The sequence below is a fragment of the Methanosarcina sp. 2.H.T.1A.6 genome (assembly GCF_000979455.1).
In the GTDB taxonomy this organism is placed as follows: domain Archaea; phylum Halobacteriota; class Methanosarcinia; order Methanosarcinales; family Methanosarcinaceae; genus Methanosarcina.
The window spans coordinates 502-4,030 of sequence record NZ_JJOY01000029.1 but is presented as its reverse complement, the minus strand read 5'-3'; the positions used below and the strand labels follow the sequence as shown (position 1 = coordinate 4,030).

Here is a 3,529-nt window from a genome sequence, read left to right as displayed (position 1 = left end):
TTTATAGTCGTTACTTCCGATGTAGAGAGTTCCGTCAGATCCGATCGCTGGCGAACTCTGAATGACATTTCCAGTGGTATAGGACCATTTAAGGGTTCCATCAGGGTTCAAAGCATATACTTTTTTGTCACCGCTTCCAATATAGATGGTTCCATCGGATCCGATCGCAGGAGAACTAATAATACAATTTCTGGTAGTGTATGACCACTTGAGGGTTCCATCAGGGTTCAAAGCATATACTTTCTTGTCGTTGCTTCCGACGTAGATAGTTCCGTCGGATCCAACCGCAGGGGAACTGACAATACTTCTTCCGGTAGTGTATGTCCATTTAAGGGTTCCATCAGGGTTCAAAGCATATACTTTTTTGTCATTGCTTCCGATGTATATGGTCCCATCTGCCCCAATTGTTGGTGAATTGCTGCCAGTACCTCCGATGTTGTAGGACCATTTGAGTTTTCCGTCAGGGTTCAAGGCATAGAGATTTGTATTGTAGCTTCCAAAATATATGGTACCGTCTGTCCCGATTGCTGGAGAATTGTAAATGCTGGAATCGGTTTTGTATGTCCATTTGAGAGTACCATCAGAGTTCAAAGCATAGAGATTACAGTTGTAACTTCCGACATATATAGTTCCATCTTTTCCAATTGCAGGTGATCCGTATATGTTTCTTGTAGAGTAGGACCATTTGAGAGTGCCATCAGAGTTCAAAGCATAGAGGTTACCATCAGAGCTTGTGATGTATATGGTTCCATCTGATCCTATTGTTGGTGCACCATTGAGAATCTCACTTTTAGTGGCGTAGGTCCATTTAAGGGTACCGTCACGGTTCAAAGCATATATTTTTTTGTCAATGCTTCCGATGTATATGGTTCCATCTATCCCGATTACTGGTGAATTGTAAACGTATTTCCCGGTGGTATAGGACCATATTTTGTTGTTAGTTTGTGGTCCTTTATAAGGTGACCGACCTGTGTTGTTGAAATCTCTCTGGAATGTAGGCCAGGGCGTGTCTGCGAGTCCAAAGGTTCCTGTTCCTTCAACGGTGACATAATCAGTCTTCACGGTAGAATCGCTACTGACAGCGTTTGTAACAGTGAGGTTGGCCGAATAGGTGCCAGCTTCTTTATAGATATGCACCGGATTCTGTTCGGTGCTATCCACCGTACCGTCGTTATCGAAGTCCCATGCCCAGCCGGTTGCATTGGCCGATGTGTCGGTGAATTGTACAGTTAATGGTGCAGTGCCGCTGGTGGTGTTAGCAGTGAAGTCAGCAACTGTTGAATCTGCAACTGCTGCGGACGCTAACGAAGTCATGCACATCAGTGCAGCGATACAGAGAATCAGAAATAGTCGTTTCATCTTTCCATTCACCTACGTTCCGATATTTTCACCCGAAACTCCCACGATTAGCGCCCTGTTTAAAAGGACCGGGGAATTTTTATGGGGCTTATACTTCTCATAATTATTTTGTACCTCTTCAGATTTTGAAGGAAAAGTCCCATAATAAAAATATAAAACAGTCAAAGTATCTGTTCAAAAACTTGGAACTGCATTTGGATTGTGTTTTTCAGACCAGGCCACGTTATTGAAGTAAAATTGCTCTGTAAAATATAGGACTCTTCGGAAGTAAAGAGCAGAACTGTTCAAAGCATTGAGAACTTTCCTCAAACCTGCAACCTTTTTACAACATTGGAGATTGGATCCTAATAGAAACCAAGTTTCTTGACCTGAATCAATTCTCTGAAATTAATTACTTCAAAAGTGATTGATAAAATAGTTGATATTTAAATTGATCTAAAAAATATGAATATAATGCATTTATATGGGCGATAAATGCCACGAATATAAAAATACGTAATAATTAATTCTTTAATATTTGCCCAAACATAATAATTAACATAAATTCTGGCTCCTCATTATGTTGACTGCTGGATAGTTGAGTAATTACAAAAATGGCAACTATACACAAAATCCAAAAAATTGAGTGAGTCTGATGCCAAAGTTTTTACATATGTTCAGACTCTTAAATACAAAAAAAATCAAAAATCAAAAAATTCCCATGAAATCATTCATGGGAACAAACATTTCAATTTACCGGATCACATTTTTCAGGCTATTACCAGATATCCGGTATCAAATCCTGTAATTGAAGATGTTTCCGATTTCACGTTTGCCCTGAAAAGCTTGCGCCCAGCAGCAGTCCCTTCAGGAACAGTAACTTTCACCGGAATCAAAACTTCCTCTCCTGCTTTAAGAGTTACAGATTTTTCAGTCCAGTCAAACCCGGAAAGGTCTGCCTGATATGAAGCAGGAAGTTCACTGACACTGATTTTAACTATAAAGGTGTCATCGATGTTCTGGGTGTTTTTCACTTTAATAGTTAGAGAAACGTTATTTCCTGCTGTAACACTGCTTGCTCTTGGAGAAACAGCAATGTTGGCACCACCTGAAAGCTGAACAACACGGTAAGGAACTGAAGTATTGGCAGCGTTTCCGGCAGCGTCGGTTGCATTAATCGATAGAGAATAGTCCCCAAGCGCAGAAGGAGCAGTTATGCTTCCCTTCCAGATTCCATCTGTTTTTGTGAGCTGGACTTCTCCTGCTGTAACTTCAGTTACTTCCACATTGTCAGTTGCATTTACACTGAAATTAATAGTGGCACCTGCGGTTGTGTTGGCAGGGAATAGAACAACTGACTCAATCACAGGTTTTGTCGTGTCAGGAATTTCCTGAGTTGAGACAACGATGTAATCCTTTTTGACTTCACTATCACTTCCCCCGGCATTGGAAACCGTAAGGCTGACAGTGTAGTTTCCGGCTTTTTCGTAGGTGTGAGAGGGGTTCTGTTCCGTGCTGTCAGCGGTTCCATCGTTATCGAAGTCCCAGAGCCATGAGGTAGGAGAACCTGTGGACTGATCGGTGAAATTAACTATAAGAGGAGCAGTACCGTTCGTCACATCAGCCGTAAAAGCAGCATCAGGTAACGTTGGTGAAGCTGACGGACACCTTACGCTCATGAGGACAAGCGGGATCTTATAGTAGTTACTTCCCTGCTTGTTATACGCAAGTGAGCTGTCCTGTCCCGGAGTAAGGAAGCTGCTTATATCCCACGAATTGAACCCAAAGTAAGGCCCGGATTTAACACCGGAAACAAGCGCCTTTTCGTTGAACGTATATGTTCCATCCACACTTGCAAGGTAGATTGCAGTAAGGTTTGCAGAACTCCAGCCGTTTGCAAGCGAAGAGGTTCCAAATACGGTCGAACCGGTATAAGTGTCGTCCAGAGGATTAACCGTATCATGGCCCTGGTTGACCCAGTAATAAACCTTATCGGAATCGCCATCATCGTATGCAACAACAAGCGTCATAGCCTTGACCCTGCCATCAAATGACGAATCTATCTTTGAAGTTGTGGCCTGCACGTTCACGGTTTGCCCACTAATTGCATCGGTCAGATCATACCACATCAAATAGTCGCTTGTAACCCTGTTCATGTGGTCGCTTAACCAGACAGGACCGGTTCCACCTT

Annotated in this window: 2 protein-coding genes; both read right to left on the bottom strand. The window is 42.4% G+C overall.

Annotation, left to right across the window (positions count from 1 at the left end; translation table 11 throughout):
* The coding region (locus EO98_RS17830; RefSeq protein ID WP_156161065.1) for a PQQ-binding-like beta-propeller repeat protein at positions 1 to 1,359 on the bottom strand (1,359 nt) is incomplete at its 3' end.
* 749 nt (positions 1,360 to 2,108) lie between these two features.
* On the bottom strand, positions 2,109 to 3,529 hold a 1,421-nt coding region (locus EO98_RS07735), incomplete at its 5' end, for a DUF3344 domain-containing protein (protein WP_156161064.1).